25 protein-coding genes and 2 tRNA genes are annotated in these 26,681 nt (G+C 39.7%); 14 read left to right on the top strand and 13 right to left on the bottom strand.

Translation table 11 applies throughout. The features are described from left to right. The first annotated feature begins 31 nt into the window (after nucleotides 1–31). The 5 genes from BQ5338_RS13570 to BQ5338_RS13550 are packed head-to-tail and all read left to right on the top strand — an operon-like array spanning nucleotide 32 to nucleotide 4,298. Nucleotides 32–1,102: an RluA family pseudouridine synthase gene (locus BQ5338_RS13570; protein WP_071147354.1), complete on the top strand. Its 1,071-nt coding sequence runs from the start codon at nucleotides 32–34 to the stop codon at nucleotides 1,100–1,102. Beyond that, on the top strand, nucleotides 1,099–2,073 hold the full coding sequence (locus BQ5338_RS13565) for a D-alanine--D-alanine ligase (RefSeq protein ID WP_071147353.1): 975 nt from the start codon (nucleotides 1,099–1,101) through the stop codon (nucleotides 2,071–2,073). Before BQ5338_RS13570 ends, BQ5338_RS13565 begins: the two co-directional genes overlap by 4 nt. Continuing rightward, entirely contained in the window at nucleotides 2,070–3,215 is a 1,146-nt protein-coding gene (locus BQ5338_RS13560; protein ID WP_071147352.1) for an acyltransferase, read from the top strand. Before BQ5338_RS13565 ends, BQ5338_RS13560 begins: the two co-directional genes overlap by 4 nt. Next, complete coding sequence (locus BQ5338_RS13555) at nucleotides 3,215–3,898, top strand: NigD1/NigD2 family lipoprotein (RefSeq protein ID WP_071147351.1); 684 nt, start codon at nucleotides 3,215–3,217, stop codon at nucleotides 3,896–3,898. The genes BQ5338_RS13560 and BQ5338_RS13555 overlap by 1 nt, the downstream gene beginning before the upstream one ends. Before the next feature lie 22 nt (nucleotides 3,899–3,920). Further along, nucleotides 3,921–4,298, top strand: coding sequence for a rhodanese-like domain-containing protein (locus BQ5338_RS13550; RefSeq protein WP_071147350.1), 378 nt, complete (start codon nucleotides 3,921–3,923; stop codon nucleotides 4,296–4,298). A 76-nt stretch (nucleotides 4,299–4,374) separates the two neighbouring features. Here BQ5338_RS13550 and BQ5338_RS13545 read toward each other — a convergent pair whose 3' ends face one another. From BQ5338_RS13545 to ribD, 11 genes are all read right to left on the bottom strand, one after another. Next, nucleotides 4,375–5,331 carry a Rossmann-fold NAD(P)-binding domain-containing protein gene (locus tag BQ5338_RS13545; protein ID WP_071147349.1) on the bottom strand — a complete coding sequence of 319 codons (957 nt, stop codon included), beginning with the start codon at nucleotides 5,329–5,331 and terminating at the stop codon, nucleotides 4,375–4,377. A gap of 38 nt (nucleotides 5,332–5,369) precedes the next feature. Beyond that, the gene (locus BQ5338_RS13540; RefSeq protein WP_071147348.1) at nucleotides 5,370–6,620 is read right to left on the bottom strand and encodes a glutamate-5-semialdehyde dehydrogenase; all 1,251 of its coding nucleotides are present in this window, start codon (nucleotides 6,618–6,620) and stop codon (nucleotides 5,370–5,372) included. A 13-nt stretch (nucleotides 6,621–6,633) separates the two neighbouring features. Continuing rightward, nucleotides 6,634–7,716 carry a glutamate 5-kinase gene (proB, locus tag BQ5338_RS13535; protein ID WP_071147347.1) on the bottom strand — a complete coding sequence of 361 codons (1,083 nt, stop codon included), beginning with the start codon at nucleotides 7,714–7,716 and terminating at the stop codon, nucleotides 6,634–6,636. Nucleotides 7,717–8,183: 467 nt separating this feature from the next. After that, nucleotides 8,184–8,417 (bottom strand): DUF2007-related protein, encoded by a 234-nt coding sequence (locus BQ5338_RS13530; protein ID WP_071147346.1) that lies wholly within the window; start codon nucleotides 8,415–8,417, stop codon nucleotides 8,184–8,186. Nucleotides 8,418–8,487: 70 nt separating this feature from the next. After that, entirely contained in the window at nucleotides 8,488–9,330 is an 843-nt protein-coding gene (gene murI, locus BQ5338_RS13525; protein ID WP_071147345.1) for a glutamate racemase, read from the bottom strand. 90 nt (nucleotides 9,331–9,420) lie between these two features. Further along, on the bottom strand, nucleotides 9,421–9,936 hold the full coding sequence (locus BQ5338_RS13520; RefSeq protein ID WP_071147344.1) for an OmpH/Skp family outer membrane protein: 516 nt from the start codon (nucleotides 9,934–9,936) through the stop codon (nucleotides 9,421–9,423). Nucleotides 9,937–9,994: 58 nt separating this feature from the next. After that, the gene (locus BQ5338_RS13515; RefSeq protein WP_071147343.1) at nucleotides 9,995–10,510 is read right to left on the bottom strand and encodes an OmpH/Skp family outer membrane protein; all 516 of its coding nucleotides are present in this window, start codon (nucleotides 10,508–10,510) and stop codon (nucleotides 9,995–9,997) included. Between the two features lie 24 nt (nucleotides 10,511–10,534). Further along, nucleotides 10,535–13,126, bottom strand: coding sequence for an outer membrane protein assembly factor BamA (gene bamA, locus BQ5338_RS13510; protein ID WP_071147342.1), 2,592 nt, complete (start codon nucleotides 13,124–13,126; stop codon nucleotides 10,535–10,537). A 34-nt stretch (nucleotides 13,127–13,160) separates the two neighbouring features. Beyond that, a complete protein-coding gene (locus BQ5338_RS13505; RefSeq protein ID WP_071147341.1) occupies nucleotides 13,161–13,895 on the bottom strand; it encodes an isoprenyl transferase in 735 nt (244 codons plus the stop codon). An 82-nt stretch (nucleotides 13,896–13,977) separates the two neighbouring features. After that, complete coding sequence (locus BQ5338_RS13500; protein WP_071147340.1) at nucleotides 13,978–14,307, bottom strand: hypothetical protein; 330 nt, start codon at nucleotides 14,305–14,307, stop codon at nucleotides 13,978–13,980. Between the two features lie 136 nt (nucleotides 14,308–14,443). Next, complete coding sequence (ribD, locus tag BQ5338_RS13495; RefSeq protein ID WP_071147339.1) at nucleotides 14,444–15,487, bottom strand: bifunctional diaminohydroxyphosphoribosylaminopyrimidine deaminase/5-amino-6-(5-phosphoribosylamino)uracil reductase RibD; 1,044 nt, start codon at nucleotides 15,485–15,487, stop codon at nucleotides 14,444–14,446. Between the two features lie 55 nt (nucleotides 15,488–15,542). On the opposite strand from ribD, the gene prmC reads away from it, so the two are divergent. The 9 genes from prmC (at nucleotide 15,543) to BQ5338_RS13450 (ending at nucleotide 24,171) form a co-directional block, all read left to right on the top strand. Beyond that, the gene (prmC, locus tag BQ5338_RS13490) at nucleotides 15,543–16,376 is read left to right on the top strand and encodes a peptide chain release factor N(5)-glutamine methyltransferase (protein ID WP_071147338.1); all 834 of its coding nucleotides are present in this window, start codon (nucleotides 15,543–15,545) and stop codon (nucleotides 16,374–16,376) included. Next, nucleotides 16,373–16,843: a regulatory protein RecX gene (locus tag BQ5338_RS13485; RefSeq protein ID WP_071147337.1), complete on the top strand. Its 471-nt coding sequence runs from the start codon at nucleotides 16,373–16,375 to the stop codon at nucleotides 16,841–16,843. Before prmC ends, BQ5338_RS13485 begins: the two co-directional genes overlap by 4 nt. Before the next feature lie 101 nt (nucleotides 16,844–16,944). Then, entirely contained in the window at nucleotides 16,945–17,583 is a 639-nt protein-coding gene (gene pyrE, locus BQ5338_RS13480; RefSeq protein ID WP_071147336.1) for an orotate phosphoribosyltransferase, read from the top strand. Between the two features lie 91 nt (nucleotides 17,584–17,674). Further along, nucleotides 17,675–18,085 carry an SRPBCC family protein gene (locus BQ5338_RS13475; protein WP_071147335.1) on the top strand — a complete coding sequence of 137 codons (411 nt, stop codon included), beginning with the start codon at nucleotides 17,675–17,677 and terminating at the stop codon, nucleotides 18,083–18,085. A gap of 25 nt (nucleotides 18,086–18,110) precedes the next feature. Continuing rightward, entirely contained in the window at nucleotides 18,111–19,451 is a 1,341-nt protein-coding gene (argH, locus tag BQ5338_RS13470) for an argininosuccinate lyase (RefSeq protein ID WP_071147334.1), read from the top strand. A gap of 136 nt (nucleotides 19,452–19,587) precedes the next feature. Beyond that, a tRNA-Gly gene (locus BQ5338_RS13465) sits at nucleotides 19,588–19,660 on the top strand. A 14-nt stretch (nucleotides 19,661–19,674) separates the two neighbouring features. After that, a tRNA-Leu gene (locus BQ5338_RS13460) sits at nucleotides 19,675–19,758 on the top strand. A 329-nt stretch (nucleotides 19,759–20,087) separates the two neighbouring features. Then, the gene (locus tag BQ5338_RS13455; protein WP_071147333.1) at nucleotides 20,088–22,424 is read left to right on the top strand and encodes a PAS domain S-box protein; all 2,337 of its coding nucleotides are present in this window, start codon (nucleotides 20,088–20,090) and stop codon (nucleotides 22,422–22,424) included. Nucleotides 22,425–22,548: 124 nt separating this feature from the next. Next, on the top strand, nucleotides 22,549–24,171 hold the full coding sequence (locus BQ5338_RS13450; protein ID WP_071147332.1) for a beta-N-acetylhexosaminidase: 1,623 nt from the start codon (nucleotides 22,549–22,551) through the stop codon (nucleotides 24,169–24,171). A 542-nt stretch (nucleotides 24,172–24,713) separates the two neighbouring features. Here the strand turns inward: BQ5338_RS13450 and BQ5338_RS13445 are convergent. Both BQ5338_RS13445 and BQ5338_RS13440 read right to left on the bottom strand, forming a co-directional pair. Next, the gene (locus tag BQ5338_RS13445; RefSeq protein ID WP_071147331.1) at nucleotides 24,714–24,914 is read right to left on the bottom strand and encodes a DUF2007-related protein; all 201 of its coding nucleotides are present in this window, start codon (nucleotides 24,912–24,914) and stop codon (nucleotides 24,714–24,716) included. A gap of 106 nt (nucleotides 24,915–25,020) precedes the next feature. Continuing rightward, nucleotides 25,021–26,676, bottom strand: a complete 1,656-nt coding sequence (locus BQ5338_RS13440) for an AMP-binding protein (protein ID WP_071147330.1) — start codon at nucleotides 26,674–26,676, stop codon at nucleotides 25,021–25,023. Nucleotides 26,677–26,681 lie beyond the last annotated feature (5 nt).

Genomic DNA, 26,681 nt, shown 5'->3' with positions numbered 1-26,681 from the left:
AGACTAACGTTACCACAACTAATCAACATAAATGATGCAAGAACTGCCAGATGACATAGAGAATGATATTGATGACATAGAGCCTGTAGGCGATATTGCTGAACTGTATGAGCACTTTCGTGTGGTAGTAGATAAAGGCCAAGCGCTTGTTCGTGTGGATAAATATTTGTTCGACCGAATTGTGAATGCTTCCCGAAATAGAATTCAGAAGGCTGCGGAGGCAGGCTTTGTAATGGTGAATGATAAGCCTGTAAAAAGTAGCTATAAAGTAAAACCTTTGGACGTTATAACGGTGATGATGGATCGTCCTCGTTATGAAAACGAGGTCATTCCTGAAGATATTCCCTTAAATATTGTGTACGAAGACAAATACCTGATGGTGGTAAACAAACCGGCAGGCTTAGTGGTGCACCCGGGACACGGAAATTATAGCGGCACGTTGGTCAACGCATTGGCTTGGCACTTGCAAGACGATCCTGATTACGATGTCAATGACCCGCGCGTTGGATTAGTGCATCGAATAGATAAAGATACTTCAGGATTATTGGTAATAGCTAAAACGCCTGACGCCAAGACACACCTTGGTTTACAATTTTTCAATAAAACAACCAAGCGACAATATCGCGCATTGGTATGGGGGCTTGTCGAAAAAGACGAAGGAACCATTGTAGGAAACCTAGCCCGCAACCCCAGAGATAGGATGCAAATGGCTGTCTTCTCTGATCCTGAAATTGGTAAACATGCGGTTACTCACTATCGGGTACTCGAACGTTTGGGATATGTTACTTTGGTGGAGTGCATCCTTGAAACGGGGCGTACCCATCAGATAAGAGTACATATGAAGCATATAGGCCACGTGCTGTTTAATGATGAACGCTACGGAGGTCACGAAATTCTTAAAGGAACTCATTTTAGTAAATACAAACAGTTTGTAAACAATTGCTTTGACATTTGTCCGCGACAGGCTTTGCATGCCATGACATTGGGATTTATACACCCTCACACAGGTGAGGAGATGTATTTTACTTCCGAGATGCCCGAGGATATGAGCCAGCTGATAGATAAATGGCGGAGCTACATAAGTAACAGAGATTTAGAATGAAACGCATCATTGCCATTGTTGCCGGAGGAGATTCTTCCGAACTCCCCGTTTCCCTTCGCAGTGCCCAGGGACTTTATTCCTTTATTGATAAGGAAAAGTACGATTTGTATATTGTAGAAATGCAGGGTCTTCGTTGGGAAGTTCAGCTTGCCGACGGACAAAAGGTACCTGTAGACCGTAACGACTTTAGTTTTGATAACGGGACAGAGAAAGTAAAATTTGATTTTGCTTATATCACGATTCATGGCACACCCGGCGAGAACGGTTTGTTGCAAGGTTACCTGGATATGCTCCATGTCCCTTATTCTTGTTGTGATGTACTTCCTGCTGCTATCACTTTCAACAAGTTTACCTGTAACCAGTATCTGAAAGGATTTGGTATCCGTGTAGCAGAATCTTTAATGATTCGCCAAGGACACGAGATTCTGGATGAAGAGGTGATGAATAAGGTAAGCTTACCTTGCTTTATAAAGCCCAATTTGGGTGGATCTAGTTTCGGCGTAACAAAAGTGAAAACCCAAGAACAGATACAGCCCGCTATACAAAAGGCTTTTGATGAAGCTTCTGAAGTGGTCATTGAAGCTTTTATGGATGGAACCGAAATAACCTGCGGATGTTACAAAACAAAAACCAAAGAAGTGGTGTTTCCTATAACAGAGGTGGTTACAGGTAACGAATTTTTTGATTACGATGCGAAATATAATGGTCAGGTTCAGGAGATTACCCCCGCTCGCTTGTCAGATGAACTGACTGAGAGGGTACAGCTGCTCACTTCGGCTATTTACGACATCTTGGGATGTTCGGGTATCATTCGCATTGACTATATCATTACTGCCGGTGAAAAGGTGAACTTGCTTGAAATTAATACCACTCCCGGCATGACACTTACTAGCTTCATTCCTCAGCAAATTGCTGCAGCAGGCCTCGATATTAAAGATGTTATGACTGATATTATTGAAGATAAATTATGAACATAACAGAGTTTGATGAGATTCGTCCTTATGATGATGAGGAACTTCCTCAGATCTTTGAGGAATTGATTGCTGATTCCGCTTTTCAAAATGCGGTTTGTTCAACCATGCCGGATGTACCTTTTGAAACGATAGCTCAGAAGATGCGTGCTTGCAAAACTAAACTGGAGTTTCAGAAAACGTTTTGTTATGGCCTTTTATGGAAGATAGTCAGTGACTTTGCGGACGGATTAACATTAGACGATACAGCGTTGCCGGATAAGAGCAAAGCCTATACTTATATTTCTAATCACCGAGATATAATTCTTGACTCTGGATTTCTGTCTATTTTGTTGATAGATCTTAATATGGATACTGTGGAAATTGCCATTGGCGATAATCTTCTTATTTATCCTTGGATCAAGAAATTGGTTCGAATTAATAAATCTTTCATTGTGCAACGTGGGCTTGCTATGCGTCAGATGTTGGAGGCTTCTGCTCGTATGTCTCGTTACATGCATCTCACTATTACGAAGAAACGACAGTCTATTTGGATTGCCCAGCGTGAAGGACGTGCTAAAGATTCTAATGATCGAACACAAGAAAGCGTATTGAAGATGCTAACCATGGGGGGTGAGGGCAGCTTAATAGAACGCTTATTAGAAATGAACATTGCTCCTTTGGCACTTTCTTACGAATATGACCCGTGTGATTATCTTAAAGCACAAGAATTTCAACTTAAAAGAGATGTTGAAAATTATAAAAAGACTACGACGGATGATCTGATGAATATGAAAGTGGGACTCTTTGGGTATAAAGGAAGGGTGCATTTGCAGATGGCAAAAACGATCAATGATGAGTTGTTGGAACTTGATCGGACTTTGCCTAAGCCTGAGTTATATTCTTGTATTTCAGCTTTAATAGACAAAAAAATACATGCCAATTATCGCATGTATCCGGGCAATTATATCTCTCACGATTTGCTGAATGTTTGTGATGAGTTTGTTTCTCATTATACAGAGGATGAGAAGCAACGCTTTGAGTCGTATATAGAGCAACAGCTTGAGCGAATAGAAATTCCACATAAAGATTTACCGTTTTTGCGTGAGAAGCTTCTGCTGATGTATGCCAATCCATTGACTAATTATCTGGCCGCCCGCTGATGAAGAAGATGTCGTTTCATATTGTATTGCTTTTGATTTCATTTTTCTTTTCTTCTTGTAGAAAAGATGATGAATACGTCTATCCGTCGGTAAAGCTTGAATTCCTCACTGCCGAATCGGGGAATGATGGCTTCTTGAGCTATCTTGTTACAGATAGTGGAGAACGTTTGGAGGTATCTGAGGATCTTTCGAAGACGCAAATAGAGGCAAATAGTAGTGTGCGAATTGTTACTAATTACAAGGAGTTAGATAAGACTGGGACGGGAATAAAACAAGCAAAGGTTTATGCTTTGTTGAAAGCGGTATCTCCGGAACCATCTCCGGCTTCAGGTTTTGCAGATGGTGTAAAAACCGATCCGGCCGATGTGTTGAGTATGTGGTTGGGAAGAGACTATCTCAATATAACGTTGTCTATAAAGATGCAAAATGGCAAGCACCTTTTCCATTTCGTAGAGAATAAGGTGGAGACAGACCAAACGACGGGACGTAAAACCGTTTATCTAACGCTTTATCATGATGCAGGAAATGACTTGGAAGCATTTACAAGGCGTGCCTATCTTTCTGTCCCCCTAAGCAAGTATACCGAGAACAATACGAGGGAAACAATTGTTTATTTTAGCGTTAACACTTATGATGGTGGAGTTAAAAGGTACGATTTTGATTATACTCCCACATCTAATTAGTTAATCATTAATAATTTAGACAATGAACCTTTTATTTACAAGTATTATGTTTCTATTATCGTCTTTATTTGGTTGTCAGCAACCTAAAAATTATACTTCACTTTCTACGGCTGAATTCGAATCGTTGATTAAAGATGAGCATGTGCAGCGGCTTGATGTGCGCACAGCTGCAGAGTATTCGGAAGATCACATAGCGAAGTCAATCAATATTAATGTGTTTGACTCTTCTTTTGTTTCATTAGCCGATTCATTATTGAATAAAGAGGTTCCTGTTGCTATTTATTGTCACAGTGGCCATCGGAGTAAGCAGGCAGCATCCATCCTCGCTGAAGAAGGATACACTGTGTATGAACTTAATGGCGGATTTGCTGCTTGGCAAAGAGCTGGAAAGAAGGAGTGAAAATAGATTATTGGAATAGAAAACACTCATAGTACAGGTCCTTTAGCTTGTGCTATGAGTGTTTTTTGTTATCGATTTACTTTAGTTCTTCCAGCATTCTTTTCAATACCACAGTGGCTGATATCTCGCGGTTGGCAGCTTCTGGAATAACGATGGACTGCGGGCTTTCAATGACACTGTCAGTTACAATCATGTTCCTTCTTACAGGAAGACAATGCATGAAGTAAGCATTGTTAGTCACGGCCATTTGTCGGTTGCTAACTGTCCATTCGCGATCTCTGCTTAATACTACTCCGTAGTTATCGCCAGAGTAGGCTGCCCAATTCTTTGCATAGATAAAATCGGCACCCTCAAAAGCTTTCATTTGATCATATTCTACATGGGCGTTACCTACGAATTCGGGGGCTAGGTCATATCCCTCAGGATGAGTAATGACGAAATCATAATCAGTAGCATTCATCCATTCGGCAAATGAATTGGGCACAGCTTGTGGCAGTGGGCGTGGATGTGGTGCCCATGTCATAACGACTTTAGGGCGAGCTGTTTTTTTGTATTCTTCAATCGTAATGAGATCGGCAAAACTCTGAAGTGGATGGCGTGTTGCAGCTTCCATAGAGAATACCGAGCGTCCTGAATGCTGTATGAATTGATTGATGATTACCTCATTATAATCATAATCACGATCTTCAAAGCGGGCAAAAGAACGAACGCCGATTATATCGCAATAACAGCCCATTACTGGAATTGCCTCTAGCAAATGTTCGGGCTTGTCTCCGTCCATAATAACACCTCGCTCAGTTTCTAACTTCCAGGCACCTTGCGTGATATCTAGCACCATCACGTTCATTCCCAGATTAATTGCAGCCTTTTGGGTACTTAGACGTGTGCGCAGACTTGAGTTGAAAAATATCATCATCAAGGTTTTGTTGCGACCTAGCTCTACATATTTAAATCGATCTTTCTTTATTTCAAATGCTTCATCTAAAGCAGGTTTTAAATCGCCTAGATCTTGTACACAGGTAAAATTCTTCATTACTGTCTATTTTTGCGGGTTATTTAATGTCACTCATTTTATTGTCTGATTTGACCGTCTCCTTCGATAATCCATTTGTAAGAGGTAATCTCTTCCAACCCCATGGGGCCCCGGGCATGTAGCTTTTGTGTACTAATCCCTATTTCGGCTCCTAGACCGAATTGTGCGCCATCGGTAAATGCCGTTGATACATTAGTATATACGCAAGCAGCATCTACCACTTTAACGAATAAATCTGCATGAGCCTTATTTTCTGTAACAATGCATTCGCTATGCTTGGAGCTGTAGGCATGTATGTGGTCCAAAGCTTCCTCGAAAGTTCCGACTGTCTTAATGGCCATGGCATACGAAAGAAATTCGGTGCCGAAGCTTTCTGTTGTGGCTGGTTTCAATAACTTTTCCGGGTAGTTGTTTTGCAAGGTTTGGTGAGCTTCTTTATCGGCATAGATAATCACATTGTGCTCTTGCAACTTTTCGCAAAGCAAGGGTAAGTCGCTGAGCCGTTTCTGGTGAATGATGACACAATCCAGAGTGTTACATACGCTTACCCGACGGGTTTTGGCGTTGTTGATAATGGCAGAGCCTTTTGCGCAATCTCCATCTTCATCAAAATAAGTATGGCAGATGCCTGCACCTGTTTCGATTACAGGGATGGAGGCGTTTAGTCGAACAAAGTTAATGAGGCTGCTACTGCCTCTCGGAATGAGAAGATCGACGTAACCCACAGCGTGAAGTAATTCTGTTGTAGCCTCTCTATCAGCTGGGAGAAGTTCTACCATATGTGTATCTACTTCGAAGCTTTTGAGCACGGAGTGGATAATGTTTATGATAGCTCTATTGGAGTAGTCTGCATCGCTTCCTCCCTTTAACAGACATGCGTTGCCGCTTTTTAGGCAGAGGGAAAATACATCGAAGCTAACATTTGGGCGAGCTTCATAGATGATGCCAATGACGCCAAAAGGAACGCTAATTTTCTTTAGTCTCATGCCGTTGGGGCGAATGCTTTCTTTCAGTACTCTACCTAATGGAGAGGGGAGGGATGCTACGCTCCTCATGTCGGCAGCGATGTCTTTGATTCTTTCCGAAGTAAGCTTCAGTCGGTCGTACTTTGGATTTGTAGTCTCCATGCGTGCTAAATCTTTTTCATTCTCTGCAAGAATGAAAGGAGTTTGTTCGACAGCAGCATCAGCTACAGCGAGCAATATATGATTTATTTGTTCATCGCTTAGCAAGGCCAACTTGCGACTTGCTGTTTGTACAGCGACAAAAGTTTCTTTTAATTGTTTCATGATGCAATTTGCTTTATTCTATATATAAATAGTCGTAGTGCACAACAGCTTTCTTACCGTGTTTCCCTATTACTTCGCGTGCTTGGGCGGAGTCACAATTAGCTTTTCCTACCCCTACGGGATTGCCCGAATAGTCGATGATACGCACTATATCATCTTTCTCGAATTCACCTTCTATGTGTGTGATACCTACAGGTAGGATACTCACTGCTTTGTCTGCACTGAGTACTTCTGTAGCTTGTTGGTTTATGTGTATTTCTCCTTTGGCAAAACCTTCGCTGTGCGCAATCCATTTCTTTATACTCGATACAGGCTGAGGTGATGGGATGAAACGAGTACAGAGAGTCTCTGCAGGGTGTCGCAGTAGGTCTACTAGGATGTTATCTCGTTTGCCATTGGCAATAATTACGCAGATTCCTTCGTCAGCTACCTTGCGGGCAATGTTGGTTTTGGTCAGCATCCCTCCGCGGCCAAAGCTAGATTTGGAAGCTTGTATGTAGCTTGATAGATCTTTCCGCTGTCCTACTTCGCGGATAATTGTTGAAGCGGGATCTGCAGGTGAGCCATTGTATATACCATCAATATTGCTTAGAATAATAAGTGCTTGCGCATCCATCATAGATGCGATGAGGCCTGATAGTTCATCATTGTCGGTAAACATTAGCTCGCTAACGGAAATTGTATCATTTTCGTTGACTATTGGAATCACTCCATTTTCGAGCATTACCATCATGCAATTCTTTTGGTTAAGATAGTGCCTGCGCGTGCCGAAGTTTTCTTTTGTAGTCAGTACCTGTCCTACAGCAATGCCATGTTCGCGAAAAAGCTCATAGTAGCGATTAATGAGTTTCGCTTGTCCGACGGCCGAAAAGAGTTGTCGTTGATTTACGCTATCCAGCTTTTTTAATGTATGTATTTCACTACGTCCAGAAGCTACTGCGCCTGAAGAGATGAGGATTACTTCTACTCCGGATTTATGAAGTTCAGCTATCTGGTCGGTTAGAGCAGACATGCGTGTTACATCCAGTGTGCCATCAGCTCTGGTCAGAACGTTACTACCTACCTTTACAGCAATTCGTGTAAACTGTTGTCCCATTTTATTACGATTTGAACTACAAATATAGCCATTTTAACGAAACTGTAAGTAAGATGTTTCGATAAACATCTTTAAATGCCATTTCTAGTAAAGAAAATATTCCAATTGGTGGTAAGTGCTGAACTCATTTTGGGAAGAACTGATGTTTAAATGATGAATGAGAAGGCAGGTTCATGGAGGTAAATATACGTCTTCCGGTTTACGATGGGAGAGAAGCATCTCTTCTTATGCTAATTTAGTTTTATATAATTAATCTGATGAATAAAGAGAAACCGTCTTTCAACTGAAAAGGACGGTACAGTTAACGTAACTGCACTGTCCTTTTGTCTCATAAGAAGCACTCTGTTGAACATTTCAAGAGGGTCTACAAAAGAGATTTCCTCTTTTGTAGTAGTTAGATTATGAGTTAGTTTGATATTAGTGATACGAATATTCGATAATAGAAATTTGACTCCATTCTCTTCATTCTATGCATCATCTTCATTATCTCTCTCTCTAATAATTTGCATACTCAACTCGTAATCTTTTTCGTTAACAAGAATAGCAACCTCAGTGCTAAGATAAGGTGCTAGTGTTCCCATTATTCCATCTTTCAGAACGGACTCTATTCCATTACTCTCTAGTAAGCCTTTAATTAATTCTGCTTCCCAAGGTGTTCCTGAGTAAATCTCTGTTAGAATAGTGTTTTCTTTTGCTTCCATGGTGCCTGTTTATTAATAGGTTATTTATTATTAGTATAACAAACAACTCTGTATAATGTTATGTGAATCATTATTCCAGTGATATTCTTTGTACGGAAATGTTTTCATTTAAGAAGATCGATGCTGATTCAGAGAATTTATCTTCCGCCTCAGTTGTGCAAAAGATGGTGCTTTTGCATTTTGTGCATTTTTCATCTATCTCAGGATGTCGTTGGAGATAATTTTTCAGGCTGCTGGCTACATAGTTTCCTTGGGTCACAATCTTTATCCCTTCAGGCATGTATTGTTCTATTTTAGAAAGGAGCAAGGGGTAGTGCGTACAACCTAGAATAACCGTGTCAATTAGAGAATCCTTGCTAATGAGTTGGTCTATGCTTTTTCTTATGAAGTAGTCTGCACCTGCACTCTCTGCTTCATTGTTCTCTACTAATGGTACCCACATTGGAGAAGCTTCTCCACTTACTGTAATATCAGGAAATAGCTTGTGTATCTCAAGTGGATAAGAATCTGATTTAATTGTACCAGTTGTGGCAAGTACTCCGACATGCCGACTCTTAGTTATCTCTCCAATACACTCTACTGTTGGACGAATAACGCCCAATACCCTTCTTGCTGGGTCTGAACAAGGCAAATCGTTTATTTGTATACTTCTAAGAGCCTTTGCCGACGCTGTGTTGCAAGCTAATATGACGAGGTGACATCCCATTTCAAATAGCTTTTCTACAGCTTGGCGGGTAAACTCGTATACCACTTCAAATGATCGAGTACCGTAAGGAGTACGAGCATTATCTCCCAAATAAATGTAATCATATTCAGGAAGAGTCTCTCTGATTTGCTTCAAAATAGTTAATCCTCCGTAACCTGAGTCAAAGACTCCGATAGGTCCCGGAATTGTAGGTAAATCCTGCTTCATCGTTTTTAAGTTTAAAAGCATGTAAAAAAACGCGGATAGAACGAATTTTCGCTCTATCCGCGTTATCCGCGTTTTGTGTTTTTGAGGATATTATTTCAAACCAAGTTTCGCTTTTACAAGAGAAGTTACATTAATACTAGTCTTTTCATTAACGTAGGGAATAGCTGTTCTTGCAAGATCGAAAATATAAGTTAAGCCTTCAGCTTCACCTACTGCTTTAATAGCTTCATCTACTTTTTTAGAGATAGGTGCCATCAAATCTGTTTGAGCTTTTTGCATGTTTTGCTGAGCTTCTTGTTGAAATTGCTCGCTTCTTTGCATCATATCCTGCAGTTCTTTTTGTCTTCTTTCAGCAATATTTTGAGGCAGAGAGTCTTTCTGCACTGCTTGTTGATATTCCTGATACTTTTTGTTGAACTCTTCGCTTGTTCTCTGAATTTCCTCTGTGTATTTCTTCTCTAATGCCTGTAGATCGGCTTGAGCTTTTGCAAATTCCGGCATAGCCGTAATGATCTCGTTGGATACAACGTGCCCAAATTTAAGAGTTTGTGCAGATACGCCCATCGGAAGGATGAACATAATTGCGAGTGCAATTTTTTTAAGCATAATTAAATTATTTGTTTTAATGATTATTTTTTGTATTCTTGGATGCAAATGTATGAAATTAATTTGAATATCCTAATTTCGCTAATATTTCATTGCTAATATCAATGCGTGGAGAGGCAAAGATTATACTTGTAGCAGAAGCTCTATCTAGAACTACTGAGTATCCTTTTAATTCAGCTATTTCTTTCACTGCATTATAAATTTGATCTTGTATAGGCTTAATAAAGCTCTCTCTTTGCTTAAAAAGCTCACCATCCTGTCCAAAATATTTTCGTTTCAACTCAGCTATTATTTTTTCTTTAGCTACAATCGTTTCCTCTCTTTTTGTTCTTTGTTCTTCTGAGAGAGATTTTGCTTCCGATTGATACTTTTTATACATCGCTTGAGCTTCTTTTGTTGAGGCTTCCACTTCACTTTGCCATTTAGTGGAAGTTTGATTCAATTGTTCGTTTGCACTTTCGTAAGCCGGGATATTTTTCAGGATATACTCCATATCTATCAAGGCGAATTTTTGTGCGCTTGCTGTTATGCCTGAGGCAAGTAACAAAATAATTAATAGAACCGATTTTTTCATTGCGCTTAGTTTTTTATGAAACAATTAGAATTCTTGTCCTAAGATAAAATGGAATTGACTTCCACCATATTGTTTCGATCCAAATACTTTGTCGAAGCCATAAGCCCAGTCAATACCCATCATACCGATCATTGGTAAGAAGATGCGGACACCTACTCCGGCCGAACGTTTCAATTCAAGCGGATTGAAGTTTTTAATATCATGCCATGCGTTACCAGCTTCAAGGAAGGTAAGAGCATAGATACTTGTACTAGTCTCAAGCATTAAAGGGTATCGTAATTCCAATCCTAAGCGAGTATATGCATATCCTTCCTTGCCATAAGGGGTTAAAGAGCTGTTCTCATAACCACGAAGACCGACACTTTCGGTGGCATAGCTAGAGTAACCAGTCATACCGTCTCCTCCCATGTCGAATGTTTCGAATGGAGATCTTTTGTGGCTATTGAAATGTCCTAAGAGCCCAAAATCTGCACGAGTCATAAGAACTGGAGTTTTAGCTCCTGACGTAAACGCTGTGTAAGTCTTTGATTTCAACTTCCATTTATGATACTCTACCCATCTATGCATTTTGTTCACATCATCTTGATTACTTAAATTGTATGAATTGTAGTTGACGCCATCGAACAGTGAGTAAGGAGGGGTTACCTGCACCGATAATGAGAAATCCGATCCTTGACGAGGATATAGAGGGTTATCAGTAGAGCTTCTCGCTAATGTAAGGTTCAAACTTATATTATTACATTTCCCATCTGTCACTGGAAAATAGCTCCAATCTTTCAAGATATATCTTTGATAAGAAAGCTCAGCCGAAAGAGTGAAATAGTCGTCCGGCCAATTCAATCGTTTTCCCCACCCTAAAGAAAGTCCAAACATCTGGATATATTTGCTGGGATCGGAATAGTTCGAGTAGCTACTACCATAGCCATTGTTATAGTTGTTAGTTTGGTAGCTTGAGCCATAGTAACTGTTACTTACATTTGATTGCTTTGAGTAGAAAGCAGATACAGAGAATGAATTCGGACGTTTACCGCCAAACCAAGGGTCCAAGAAAGAAATGCTATATGATTGATAATATTTGGCGTTGGTTTGTCCGCTAATAGTAAGAGTTTGCCCATCTCCTTGTGGCAGAATTCCACGATAGTTTTCTCCCGGGCGTAATAAATTAGGTAAAGAGAAGTTGGTAAACTTTAAACTCAATTTACCTATTACTCCTGTTTGCCCCCAACCAGCTGAGAATTCTACTTGATCATTAGCTTTTGACACGAGGTCGAATGCGATGTCTACCGTACCATTTTCCTGATTTGGCTGAACATCTGGTTTTATGTTTTCTGGGTCAAAATGTCCCATCTGTTGAAGCTCGCGCATAGAGCGCATTAAATCCTCTTTACTAAATAATTGGCCTGGACGGGTACGAAGCTCTCTACGTATTACATTTTCATAAACACGGTCGTTGCCATTTATCTTCACTTTGCTAATGCTTGCCTGACGCCCTTCGTATATTCTCATTTCAAGGTCAATTGAGTCATTATCTATATTTACTTCAACCGGATCAAGGTTATAGAACAAGTATCCGTTATTATAATATAAGTTGCCAATGGCATCATCATCCGAGGATATACGTTCGTTAAGTAATTTCTGATTGTACACATCACCTTTTTTCATTCGCAGCAAGTAGCTCAATTGTTCCGAGGGATATAATGTGTTTCCTACCCAGTCAATCTTCCGAAGATAATATTTATCACCTTCTTCCAATTTCAAGAATACATTTACAGTCTTTTCATTGTATGGAGATACGCTATCCACGACAATACGTGCATCACGATATCCTAGTTCGTTATATTTGTCTATAATAAGTTGTTTGTCGGCTGCATAGTTCTCATTTACGAATTTCTTAGTGCGGAACAGATTCATAATCTTTCCTTTTTCATTCGTCTTCTTCATCACTTTTTTAAGCTTTGCAGTCTTGATCGCTTTATTGCCTACAATGGTGATTTTATGAATTTTTATTTTTTCTTTTTTGTCGATATTGACATATACTATGACTTGGTTTTCATTGGCTGTATCATCTTTCTGTGCTATGACTACGTCTGCATTCTTAAAACCTTTGTCATCAAAATATCTTTTTATAAGCGTTTTGGCACGGTCTGTTAAGTTTGGCGTGATTTGGCTGCCTTTTACAAGACCAAGCTTTGTTTCCAAATCTTCTCTTTCAGACTTCTTAACCCCATTATAACGTATATCTGAAATACGAGGGCGTTGGGTTAGATTTATTTTTAGGAATATTTTACTTCCTTCTATTTTCTCTGCGGTAATGGAGGCATTAGAAAAAAGGCCATGTTTCCAATAACGTTTGATTGCCTGTGTTATTTCATCTCCCGGAATTGTGATGGTTTGGCCTATTGAGAGTCCCGATAATCCGATTAGGACATAGTCCTCATAGTTCTTCACTCCAGAGACTTTTATTCCGCCTATCTCGTATTTCTTAGGCGTACCTGAGTATAGGATAACAGGCTTTGATGATTCATCTGTAGTAGTTACATTCTGTGCAATGCCCGAAGTAGCCAAGCTAAATAGGCTTATAAATGTTATGAATATGGCAGAAATACGATAATACATTTAAATTATGTGTTTTGGTTATAAGTTCTAATAATTAGCTAACCTGCTCGCTAGTTTTGCCGAAGCGGCGTTCTCTTTTTTGATAATCACAAATTGCTTTTTGAAATTCATCCTCCTTAAAATCTGGCCAAAAGGTCTCACAAAAATATAGTTCGGAATAAGCACATTGCCATAGTAGGTAATTACTTAGTCGGACTTCACCTCCGGTACGGATCAATAAATCGGGGTCAGGCATGAAACTAGTAACTAAATGTGCTGAGACACAATCGCTGTCTATTTTTTCGGATGATATCTCTCCTCTCTGAACTTGTAATGCGATATTGCGTACTGCGTTTGTTATTTCCCAACGTGATGAGTAACTAAGAGCCAATACGAGACACATTCCTGTATTTGAGGATGTATGCTTGACACAATCGTACAATCGTTTCTGTACATCTTCCGGGAGTTTATTTATGTCGCCAATAATGTGAAAGCTAATGTTGTTTTTCATGAATATCTCTTCCTCTATTGAATCAATAAGTAGACTCATCAATGTAGCTACCTCATCAGTTGGTCTGCTCCAGTTCTCAGTCGAGAAAGTATAGAGCGTGAGGTATTTAATGCCTATTCGAGCAGCTTCTTCGGCTATGATATGCACCGTTTCCGCTCCGGCTTGATGCCCATAGCTACGCTCTCGCCCATGCTGCTTGGCCCATCTTCCGTTACCATCCATTATGATAGCTACGTGCTGAGGTATGTGGTTTAAATCTATTTGCTCTTTATTTGGCATTTTATTCAGTTGTTACATTCTCTACATTTGTAAAATTGTACAATATGGTTGTTTTGAAACGACGAACGGATTAATTATATTATTAAGAAGCTAAGTCTATTAATTCTCTTTCGCTAAACTCTCCAGGAAAAAAGAACTTTCTTTTCACTCTTGTTCCATGCAAAACCTTCTTTTGATTGATAAAATGAGCTGAAATTTCCACCAAATGTATAGAATTTATATTGTGTATTTTATTGTTGGCTTGATCGATCGTAAAAGCGTAATTTACCCCTCCTACGGCGCTGAGGGCAAAAGCATTGATTGTGTCGTCAGAACTATATTCTATCTTTTCATTGCCTGTGCTGAGACACGAAGTAATAGTGAGCGATACTAGTAAGGACATTACGATTACTGATACAAGCTTTATTTTCATTTGAGAAATTTTGTTTATTTACAAGTTGCAAAAATAGGAACAATTTTCTCTATATTGAACGTTGTCGGTAAGTTTTATATAAAATTATAGATAATAATGCTGTTTTTGTCGATAGAAATTCTATTCTAGAGACTCTCTATTGATCTTCTTCGTTGGCATAATGGTAAATGTTAACTCCAAAGTGTTTCTCGACGGAATGGCTCTTTTTATCCTTTATCTGGGGAGATTTCACTCCGGATTTCAACGACTTGGTACTTTTCTCTATATAAATTTCGTCCCATAAACCTTCATTGATGAACGATTGAAGTAGAATGCTTCCGCCCTCAACAAAAAGAGATTGCACTTTTCTAGTGTATAAAGCTGTTAAAATTTGAGGCAGAATGTTTGCGCTGAAGTCAATGGTGATATACTCGGTTCTATTCTCTTTAAACCGGTATTTTGCCGTGAAGACAAGGGTAGGAATACCGTTGTTAAAAATATGCAACGAATTATTTAATGATAAAGTGCGATCGATGACTACTCGCATTGGATTGGCACCATGCCAATCCCGTACGGTGAGTAGAGGATTATCTAAACGGGCTGTTTGGGTTCCCACCATGATGGCATTGGACTCTGCCCTTTTTTTGTGTACTAACATTGCGGTTAAATCGGTTGATAGAATGGCAGGTGAGCCACTGTTTCGGTAAAGATCTATATACCCATCCGATGATTCAGCCCATTTAAGGGTAATGTATGGTCTACGGAGTGTATTAAAGGTTATGAATGGCTTTATTAAGCTTGCACACTCATCTTCTAAAATCCCAACGATGACTTCTCTTCCTGCATCACGTATTCTTTTAATGCCACGCCCGGCCACTTCCTTAAAGGGATCTTGGCAACCAACAATGACTCTTGGTATTTCTTTGCTTATGATAAGGTCAGCGCAAGGCGGGGTTTTACCATAATGAGAGCATGGTTCTAAGCTGACGTATATCGTCGATCGTTTTAGTAACGATTGATCTTTTACGGAATTAATAGCGTTCACTTCAGCATGTGGTCCGCCGCATTTAGCGTGATAGCCTTCTCCTATTATTTTATCGTCGCATACGATAACGGCTCCTACCATTGGGTTAGGCGAAGTATGGCTGTGGCCATTTTTTGCCAGCTGAATGCATCGCCTTATATACTTTTCTTCTCCCATCTTTTAGGCTTGTATCTGTAAAATTATTACTTTTGCACATAAAAATTGTAAAAACATGAATCGTCTATCTTTATACATCCGTCAATCTTTACAAGGCTCTTATACGCTTTCAGAGTTGCAAAGTCTTGCGAAAATTATTTGCCTAGACCTTCTTGGCATGGATGCGATTGACTTTTATTCTGGCAAAGATATTGATTTATCTCAAAAGAAAGAAAAAGATCTGGAAACTATTCTGGGGCGTTTGCGTAATAATGAACCGATTCAATACATTCGTGGAAATGCTGATTTCTTCGGTTTCAAATTTGAAGTTGCTCCCGGAGTTTTAATTCCTCGTCCCGAAACGGAAGAATTGGTTGATTTAATCATTAAAGAGAATCCTTCGGTAAAACGAGTTTTAGATATAGGTACCGGTACAGGATGCATCGCTATCACAATAGCAAAATATTTGCCCTTGGCTACCGTTTCGGCGTGGGATGTATCTGATGAAGCATTGGCAATTGCGGAACGGAATAATGTTTGCCTAGGAACTTCAGTGACATTTTCCAATAAAGATGTATTTACTGAAATTTTAAATGAAGAAAGATATGACGTGATCGTTAGTAACCCACCCTATGTTACTATTGCCGAAAAAGAAGAGATGGACGCTCATGTACTGAATTGGGAACCAGAGATGGCTTTGTTTGTGATGGATGACGATCCGTTATTATTTTATCGACGTATTGCTTCACTGGGTCTGAGTCTTTTGTCTTTGGGAGGAAGTCTTTATTTTGAGATTAATCAGGCTTATGGAATTGAGACATCTTTTATGCTCACAGAGTTGGGTTATCGAGATGTGTGTGTGATAAAGGATTTATTTGGGAAAGACAGAATTGTAAAAGCTAGCCGATGAGTATGATAACTGAAAAGGAAGCATTGGGCCGTGTGGCTTTCTATTGCAGTGCAGCTGAGCATTGTCGGTCGGAGATCGATGACAAACTAAAAAAATGGGGATTGGAGGCTGATGTAATAGAACGCATATTGGCTCGACTAGAGGCGGAAAAGTATATTGATAGCGAACGCTATTGTCGGGCTTTTGTAGATGATAAGCTCCGCTTTTCGAAATGGGGTAAAGTGAAAATAGCGCAAGCACTGTATTTAAAAAAAATACCCTTAGAAACGGCTTCGAAATATCTAAACGACATTGATGAAGAAGAATATTTGGCTACCTTATCTCATTTATTGATATCAAAACGTAGGACCATTCGTGCAAAAGATGACTACGATCTGAAAGCGAAACTGATTCGTTTCGCTATGAGTCGAGGGTTTGAGATGAAATACATTATTCGTTGTGTAAATCTGCCTGAGGCTGATGAATGAGCATAAATAGGATTTTTATTTAAAAAATATATGAGTTCTTCTTTTCATTCTCGTTCAGTTTCCGTATTTTTGTGCCATATAATTATCTTAGTTAGTTTAGTATGAAAACGTTAGAGAGATTATTCGCAGAGAAGTTACTGAAGATTAAGGCTATTAAGCTGCAACCGGCCAATCCGTTTACATGGGCTTCGGGGTGGAAATCACCGTTTTATTGTGATAACCGTAAGACGCTTTCCTATCCTTCTCTTCGTAATTTTGTGAAAATTGAAATTACTCGCCTTATTTTAGAACGCTTTGGGCAAGTTGATGCCATAGCAGGTGTTGCTACTGGAGCCATTCCTCAAGGGGCCTTAGTGGCCGATGCATTGAATCTTCCTTTTGTTTATATCCGCTCAGCTCCAAAGGATCATGGACTGGAAAATTTGATTGAAGGAGAGTTACGTCCGGGTATGAAGGTGGTAGTTGTTGAAGATCTTGTCTCGACAGGTGGAAGCAGTTTGAAAGCTGTAGAGGCAATTCGCCGAGACGGTTGTGAAGTGATAGGCATGATAGCTGCATTTACTTATGGGTTTGATGTTGCAATAAAAGCTTTTAAAGATGCAAAAGTTCCGTTGATAACATTGACTAATTATGATGCAGTAATTGAGGCGGCTCTTCGTACTGAGTATATTGATGAACCGGATGTTGCCGTATTGGAAGAATGGCGTAAAGACCCATCACATTGGGAACCCGAAAAATAAAGAAATCTATTTATAAATAAAGAGATGGGAAAGAACCGTTCGGACTGCTTTTGTTCGGATTGTTCTTTTTGTCTTTTAAAGACAGAAGCAAATGAGCCAATTTGAAAGTAGTGTGAAGGTAATCCCTTACGGTCAGCAGCAGGTTTATACTAAACTTTCAGACCTTAACAATCTGGAGATCGTAAAAAATAGTATTCCTGCCGATAAGGTGAAAAATATATGTTTCGATGCTGATACTTTGAGCTTTAATGTAGCTCCTGTAGGGAGTATAGCATTGAAGATCATAGAACGAAAACCTTATGAGTCTATAAAATTTGAAACCACTCACTCTCCTATGCCTTTCAATATGTGCATACAATTGGTGGATGGCGGCGAGATGGAATGTAAAATGAGACTTACTGTTAACATAGATATCAATCCTTTCATGAAAGGAATGATCCAGAAACCCTTGCAAGAAGGTCTTGAGAAGATGACCGAGATGCTTGCGTTGATACAATATTAAATAGGTAGATAGCTGCTAAATAATTATGGTACAGAAACTTTGGGAAAAATCGGTTCAGGTCAACAAGGAGATTGAACGGTTTACGGTAGGTCGCGATCGTGAAATGGATCTTTATCTGGCTAAACACGATGTGCTCGGCTCTATGGCACATATCACAATGCTTGAAAGTATAGGCCTATTAACTAAAGACGAATTGGCGATGTTGCTTGCCGAATTGAAGGAGATATACGCAACATCTGAGCAAGGCGATTTTGTTATTGAAGATGGAGTGGAAGATGTGCATTCGCAAGTAGAGTTAATGTTAACGCGTAGTTTGGGCGATGTGGGGAAGAAAATTCATAGTGGCCGTTCCCGTAATGACCAGGTTCTGCTCGATTTGAAACTATTTACTCGTGCACAAATCAAAGAGATTGCTGATATGGTAGAGCAGCTTTTTCACGTGCTCATATCTCAGAGTGAGAAATATAAAGAGGTGTTGATGCCGGGTTATACGCATTTGCAAATAGCGATGCCTTCTTCTTTTGGATTATGGTTTGGTGCTTACGCAGAGAGTTTGGTCGATGATATGATGTTTCTACAGGCTGCTTTTCGTATGTGTAACCGTAACCCATTGGGCTCAGCTGCCGGATACGGTTCTTCTTTTCCTTTAGATAGGACAATGACCACTCGTTTGCTTGGTTTCGATTCGCTAAACTATAATGTGGTGTATGCACAGATGGGGCGTGGTAAGATGGAGCGAAACGTGGCTTTCTCATTAGCCAGTATTGCAGGAACTATTTCTAAACTAGCCTTTGATGCTTGTTTATTCAACAGTCAGAACTTTAGTTTTGTGAAGTTACCCGATGAATGCACTACAGGTTCAAGTATCATGCCGCATAAGAAAAACCCCGATGTGTTTGAATTGACACGTGCCAAATGCAATAAACTGCAATCTCTTCCACAGCAAATTATGATGATTGCAAATAATTTACCTTCAGGCTATTTTCGTGATTTACAGATTATCAAGGAAGTTTTTCTGCCTGCTTTTCAGGAATTGAAAGATTGTCTGCAGATGACCACGTATATTATGAACGAGATACGTGTCAATGAGCATATTCTGGATGACGACCGTTATTTGCTTATTTTTAGTGTAGAAGAGGTGAATCGCTTGGCGCGGGAAGGTATGCCTTTTCGTGATGCTTATAAGAAGGTAGGGCTAGATATAGAATCGGGTCAGTTTGCCCATAACAAGGAAGTGCATCATACACATGAAGGTAGTATTGGCAATCTGTGCAATGATAAAATCTCGGCGTTGATGCAACATGTGCTAGAAGGTTTTAATTTTGAAACGATGGAGATTGCTGAACACAATCTACTTGGACGATAAATGGCGGCTGTTTATAGTTTGACGTTTTCGCAAAAAGGTTGGTAAATATCTTTTCTGTTTATAAAATCAGAACTTTCAGTTGGAAAAATTTGGCAGATATCTGAAAACTACTTATCTTTGCACCCGTTGAAAAAATGCGAAAGTAGCTCAGTTGGTAGAGCATAACCTTGCCAAGGTTAGGGTCGCGGGTTCGAGTCCCGTCTTTCGCTCTCTTTGAATTGTTGCTCGAATGGTGGAATGGTAGACACGAAGGACTTAAAATCCTTTGGCTATAGCAGCTGTGCGGGTTCAAGTCCCGCTTCGAGTACAAAGAAACCTCTGTAAATCAATAATTTATGGGGGTTTTTTATTTATTGGTACTTCTCAATTTTTCACTTATTCTTTTCTTAATATATCCTTTTATAGTTTGAATACTGCAAAGTTAAACAGAGAGTTAAACCGGGACACTTTATTCTCTTGGGGATTTAACCTTTAATTAAAATGCTGATCTTTTCTTCCTTCATCTTCATTGTACATAAATAATTCTATAAAGTCGTAAATATATTAGCTCAGTGATGATGCTTTTTTATTCACATTTGTTATATTTACAGCTTGATACTAATAGTAGGGATAAGCTAACAGATAAATCTATATATTATGAACTTTATTTCTGAAGACCGATTGAATCAGCTGTTGATTGATGAACTCGATGTTCTTTTTATATTAAATATGGATTGCGACATTCTTTTCATTAATAAAGCTGTGAGCTCTATTCTTGGTTATCAAGAAGAATCATTGAAGGGGCATAATTTAATTGCGGTATATTCACCCGAGCATAAAGACAAAATGAGCTTAACGCTTCCGTTGTTGGTTAAAGGGAATGTGATTTCTTGTCCGTACCCTCTTATGTCGATTGGAGGGAAAATACTACCTGTTGACATGAAGTTTTATATGGGTTGGTGGAATGGCGAAAATGTTCTGGCAGCTGTTGGCGTTAACCTGTCTTCTCATCATTTTTCAAAAGATGTTTTTTATAATATATTCAATTGCTCTGATATAATGATGGTTTTAGGCTCTATGGACGGGATTTATATCTATAATGCAAATAGAGCTTTTAGAAAATCTTTAGGATATTCTATAGAGGACATTTCCGGAAAGACTATTCATGAATTAGGATTATTTGTGAATAGTGGCCGTTTTGATGAGATATTGGCTAAGTTTTATAAAGTAGGCAAAGCTAAGGGCGAAGGTATGTTACGAACAAAATCCGGAGAGTTAGTCGTTTGCTGGTTTTCTTTGGAGAAATTAATCATTAGTGGAGAATCTTACATCTTCTTTGTAGCTACTGATATTACAGAGCGTAAGCAAATGGAGACTAAATTAAAATACCTTGTCTCTCAACAGAAATTATTAGCGGATGTGGCTCAGTTACTTAATGAACAAAGAAATTTTGACGAGATAGTTAATACGGTGTTGGAGCTCATCGGGCGGCATACTAATGTCAGTCGGGTATACATTGGTAAATATACGGATGATAATCTTTATTGTGATATGGTTTATGAATGGTGTAATGAAGGTATTGGGAGCTTGATTGAAGTTCTTCAAAATGTTCATTTCTCAGCAGCACCTTCATGGAATACGATGCTTAGTAAGGATGGGCGAATTCTGGCAGATAGTATTAATAAACTGCCTAAAGATATAGCCGATTTTGTGCGTAAACTTGGAGTTAAATCTTTGTTGGTATATCCGATTTATATTGATAACCACTTTTGGGGATTTATAGGCTTTGATGATTATGTACGAAATAAGGTATGGCAGGAAGAAGAAATTCATTTGATGCGTACGATCGTTAATAATATAGCCAATGCTTTGGACCGTAAATCATATATTGAACAATATAAAAATAGTGAAATGCGGCTAAGGCTTGCTCTGAATGCTGCTAAAGAAGGCATGTGGGATTGGAACTTGAAAACTGATGAAGTCTTTTTTACTGATGCTTGCTTTACAATGTTGGGCTATGAGCCTAATGAAATGTCTGGTATAGGCCATCATTGGAAGGATTTGGTTCATCCAGATGATTGGCCGGGAGCGATGAAAGCATTTGCTACTCATCTAAGAGGAAATTCAGCTTACTATGAATGTGTGTTCCGCGTAAAAACTAAAACAGGCGATTGGAAATGGGTTTTGGATCATGGGAAAATCGTAGAGAAAAATAGTAAAAATGAGGCGCTACGGGCTGTCGGTACTCATATTGATATAACAAAACAAAAAGAAGCGGAGCAAGAGTTGCAAGAATTACTCTCTACAAAAGATCAACTATTCTCTATCATTTCTCACGATCTTCGAGGTCCTGTTGGTAGCTTTATGCAAATTATTGAACTTCTTACTAGCGGTATGCAAATTGAACCGGAGATGCAGGTCTCTCTTCTTGAGGAATTGAAGAATATGTCTAAAAATACATTCTATTTGCTGGAAAACTTGCTCAACTGGTCAAGATCGCAACGTAGTGAAATAGAATATGCTCCGCGTGCTATCCTTATTAATGACTTAATTAAAGAGAATCTTTCTTTATTATCGGTTACTGCAAGCCAAAAAGAAATTGAAATCCGATTTAATGAAGATCATTATTTTAATGCTTTTGCTGATTACAATATGATAAATCTGGTGATAAGGAATTTGTTGTCTAATGCAGTTAAATTTACTCCTCATGCTGGAACTGTTGATATTTATCTTGCAGAGGAAGAACACTTCGTGCAAGTAACAGTAAAAGATTCAGGTGTAGGCATGCCACCGGATATTGTGGAGAAGTTATTTACTAAGGACCATTATCACTCAACCTATGGTACAAATAATGAAAAAGGATCAGGGCTTGGACTTATGCTTTGTACAGACTTTATAAGTAGAAACGGAGGAAAAATTAGAGTCGAAAGTGAAGTAGGCAAGGGTAGTTCTTTCATATTTACGCTTCCTGCAGCGGATGTTGGAAGGAGTTGAGAAGTTAGATATATTTTGCTTAGATATTATTGGGGGATTTTTTGTGTTATGCTGATGGCCGGTTATGGGCTCTGTCTTGCTATGATCAGTGTATATGTTGTAGAGCCCCTATTAATATTAATTTATGTTACGTGATTTTATTATGACCGCCTTTTTTCTTTCAGGTGCCATTGTGCAAGCGCAAGATTTGCCTAAATCAGTTAGTATTATTCCTCAACCTGTTGAAATAATATCTTCGTCTGGTGCTTTCGATCTTAGAACGAATACATCCATTTCCTTTTCTTCTAAAGAAGTGCTGCCAAGTGCAGTCTACTTGTCTGATTATCTGGGTAGATACCTTGGTTATCCGCTTGCAGTGAAGAGAGAAAAGGTTACTCCGAAACAAACAATCCGCCTGATTAATCAAAAGAATGGACAGATCTCCGGTGGCTATCGGCTCGAAGTAACACCCGACGGGATAACGATAAATGGAAATGATGATGCAGGAGTGTTTTATGGTGTGCAGACGCTTATTCAATTACTTCCTATCCGAGCCGGCATAATGCCTGTGGTACCTGCACTAACGGTGCGCGACTATCCTCGTTTTGCTTATCGAGGCATGCATTTGGATGTGGTTCGGCACTTCTTTCCCGTATCTTTTATCAAACAATACATTGATTACCTGGCTCTGCACAAGATGAATTATTTTCATTGGCACTTGACCGATGATCAAGGCTGGCGTATTCAGATGAAATGTCGACCTGAGCTCACGGAGGTTGGATCTTATCGGGAAGGTGAGATAGAGGGCTTATACCCCGGTGTTTATACTCCTCTGCCTTACGGTGGCTATTATACTCATGAACATGTAAAGGAAATTGTAGCGTATGCTGCCGAACGTTACATCACTGTGATTCCTGAAATAGATATTCCGGGGCACTGCATGGCTGTGTTGGCTACTTATCCGCAATTTAGTACTACGCCTGATGAGGCGAAGAAATGCGCATTGACTTGGGGTATTTTTAATAAAGAGAACAATGTGCTGGCACCTACACCTGAGGTTTTTGAATTTCTTAAAGACGTGTTCTCTGAGATCTGTGATCTGTTTCCTGCGTCCTACATACATGTGGGTGGAGATGAATGTGCCAAGCGTTGGTGGCAAGCGTCTGACCAAACGCAGCGCTTTATGAAAGAGCAAGGATTGAAAGATGAGAAAGCATTGCAGAGCTACTTTATCCATTATGTGCAGCAAGTGGTCAATGCCAAAGGGAAAACCTTGATCGGCTGGGATGAAATTCTTGAAGGTGGCATTTCGCCTGATTGTATTGTGATGAATTGGCGTACTACGCCTCATGCCGTGAAGGCTATCAAGACAGGACATCGGGTGATCATGACGCCGTCAGCATACACTTATCTGAATATAAAAGAATCCAGAAGTCAGTCTGAACTCGCCTTTCCGGGTTTGCTCCCATTAGAGAAAGTTTATAAGTTTGATGTGATTCCCGATAGTCTGACGGTTGCTGAGGCTTCTCAGGTATGGGGTGGGCAGGGTTGTTTGTGGACGGAATATGTGTCTACTCCGTGGAAAGCAGAATATTGCCTTTTCCCACGACTCTCAGCTTTGGCTGAAAACCTTTGGTCGGCTCCGGAGTGTAAAAGTTGGGAACGTTTTGTGCAAAAGATGGAGCAGCAGTATCAGCGCTATGACTTGTGGGGAGCCCGTTATTCGGAGGCTTTCTTTAGGGTGCAAGATATCTTGAGAAAACGCTAGATAGATCGGGAGTCCATGAAAAATAATTGCAAGATTTGAGAAAAAGTTTCGCGTTGTATTTTGTAGAATAAATCGAAGTGAATGATCAAGATTAAAACAAAAGAACTTGAATAGAATCTGCAATTATGGATTCTTTGCATCAGAACAAGATGTAGCTTTGATGTGCTATCTGGTAGATATTTGATAAGAGTTTAATAGCAACAAAAAGGCGGTAGTTTCTAACTGAAATTTTCTTCTTTTTTAGCGCTCTTTTTTGCTTCATTAGACCCTCTTTTTTGCTGTAGACATTTTGAACTGATATTGCGATTTTAAAAAGAAGAGGTATTTACTTTGAAAAGAAGAAATTTGGAAAGTGATGAAATCTCTCTCACAAAACGATGCTTTTTAGCTGCATTCATTGGCTCTTATTGATTGCATATAATAAAATGGGCCGATGTTGTTGAATGAGTCGTATGCATAAATGAAAGGCAGAATCAACATTTTCTCTTCAAAGTTTGTCGATTCTGCCTTTTTTGCGAATGCTTTCAGTGAAAGCTTGTTTTTTAGAATACTTTTTTGCCGTCTATAATCTTCATGGCAGCAGTGTATTGTTCGCAAGGGACAGCTAAAAGGATGCTGTCTATTCCTTTATCTTTTACGGAAACATCAATATAAGCTGCGCTCAAAAGTTCCTTTACGCAGTTTACCTCCCATGGGCTGCCTGCAAAAACGTCTACCAGTGAAAGTCTTTTATTTGTTATCATTGCTTTAAACAATTAAATTATGCGGTTGCAAATATAGACTATTTTTTTGTTTCGCAAGTTAAAGTGCTGTAAATTATGGCATTAAAACTTCATGCAAACGTTACCGTTACTTCACATCATTTTCACGAATCTCTACCCGACGAATCTTACCGCTGATCGTTTTAGGGAGTTCGTCCACAAATTCAATGACACGAGGATACTTATAGGGTGCGGTAACTTTCTTCACGTGGTCTTGCAATTCTTTGATTAATTCCTCTCCCACACGGTCTTTATAATCGTGCCCTAACACAATGGTAGCTTTCACGACTTGCCCGCGTATCTCGTCGGGAACTCCTGTGATAGCACATTCTACTACGGCAGGGTGCGTCATTAAAGCACTTTCTACTTCAAACGGGCCGATGCGATAGCCGGAACTTTTGATGACATCATCTGCACGGCCTACGAACCAGTAGTACCCGTCTTCGTCTTTCCAAGCTACGTCGCCAGTATAGTATATCTGATCGTGCCATGCTTCATGACTGCGTACGGGATCACGATAATATTCTTTAAACAGCCCGATAGGTTTGCCTTTATCTGTGCGGATAACGATCTCACCTTGTTCGCCAGCTTCAACCGAACGGCCATCGTGATCTATCAAGTCTACATCATATTCGGGATTAGGTACACCCATGCTACCCGGTTTTGGTTCTATCCAGGGGAAAGTACCTATGGTTAGGGTTGTTTCTGTCTGGCCAAAACCTTCCATCAGTTTGATTCCTGTTAATTTCTTGAAGGTTTCGTACACAGCCGGATTGAGCGCTTCCCCTGCAATAGTGCAATACTCAAGTGATGAAAGATCATATTTCGTCAGATCCTCGCGTATTAGAAAACGGAAGATAGTGGGTGGTGCGCAGAGAGAGGTGATGTGGTAGTCATGTATTTTCTTCAGTATCTCAGCCGGAGTGAATTTTTCATGGTCGTATACAAATACATTGGCACCGGCTATCCACTGGCCGTAGAGTTTTCCCCATACGGCTTTTCCCCATCCTGTATCGGCGATGGTAAGATGCAAGCTGTCGGGGCGCAGATTGTGCCAAAAACTGGCGGTAACGATGTGGCCCAGCGGGTATGTGAAATCGTGTGCTACCATTTTAGGTTCACCTGTCGTACCTGATGTAAAATACATTAACGATACGTCTTCATTGCTATTTGGATGGGTGGGGCGAATAAATGGAGCAGCTTGTTCGATGCCATTATGGAAGTCATTAAATCCTTCTGCTATTTCTGGGCCTACACTTACTAGTTGCTTCACGGTAGGCGATAGTGGCATAGCATCGATGATATGTTTTGTAATAACCTCTTCACCTGCAGCAACAATCATTTTGATACTTGCGGCATTACAGCGATAGGCAATATCTTTCTTGGTGAGCAGATGTGTAGCCGGAATTACAATAGCTCCGATTTTATGAAGAGCCACTATGCTAAACCAAAATTCATAGCGACGTTTCAGGATAAGCATTACCATATCTCCGTGTCCTATTCCTAAACTTTGGAAGTACGATGCCGTTTGGTCCGTGTATCGTTTCATGTCGGAAAAAGAAAACTGTCGGTGTTCGCCTTTGTCATTAGTCCACATCAGAGCCGGCTTTTCAGGCTCTTCAGCTGCCCAAGCATCTACAACGTCATAACCGAAATTGAAATTGTCGGGCACATTTATTTTCAGATTCTCTATAAAATCTTTCTGCGATGCGAAAGAGGCTTGAGATAAATATTTTTCTACCATAATTT

The organism is Bacteroides ihuae (assembly GCF_900104585.1).
GTDB lineage: Bacteria > Bacteroidota > Bacteroidia > Bacteroidales > Bacteroidaceae > Bacteroides > Bacteroides ihuae.
The sequence above is the reverse complement of the archived record's forward strand: the minus strand, read 5'-3'. Positions and strand labels throughout refer to the sequence as shown.